This is a genomic window from Arthrobacter sp. Y3223164, from assembly GCF_059091005.1.
Map to the genome: position 1 here is coordinate 1 of NZ_JBNHGF010000855.1, position 443 is coordinate 443.

Consider the following 443-nt stretch of genomic DNA (forward strand, 5'->3'; position numbering starts at 1 on the left):
CGGCACGGCGCTGCTGGCCGCCTCGGCGCTGACGCGGTTCGGCATTCTGCGCGCCGGCATCCGCTCGGCGGAGGATCCCCGCTACACGATCGAGCCGCAGAAGAACCGGCTCGCGGCCCGACGACGCGCGGGCACCGTCCACGATTCGATCACGACCGCCGGCTAAGCCGGCCGGCCGCGGGTCTAGCGCACCTCGATCCCGGGTCCCGGAACGGTCTGCCCCACCACCGGGTGCCCGGGCAGTTCCCCGACCACGAGCAATCCGCCGGAAGTCTGCGCGTCGGCCAGCAGCAGCAGGTCATCCTCCGTGATGCCTGCCCCCGGCCGCAGGTGCGGGCGGACCCATTCGAGGTTGCGCCGGGTGCCGCCGGAGATGTAGCCGTCCCGCAGCGCCTCCCGCGCGCCGGCCACGAGCGGCACGGCCTTCCGGTCGACGACCGCAC

General features: G+C 74.5%; 2 pseudogenes. One reads left to right on the plus strand and one right to left on the minus strand.

From position 1 onward, the window contains the following. Window positions 1–166 (plus strand): annotated as a pseudogene (locus AC5RUJ_RS18385) (NrfD/PsrC family molybdoenzyme membrane anchor subunit); the annotation flags it as partial. A gap of 17 nt (window positions 167–183) precedes the next feature. Here the strand turns inward: AC5RUJ_RS18385 and AC5RUJ_RS18390 are convergent. Then, window positions 184–443, minus strand: a pseudogene (locus AC5RUJ_RS18390) (selenide, water dikinase SelD); the annotation flags it as partial.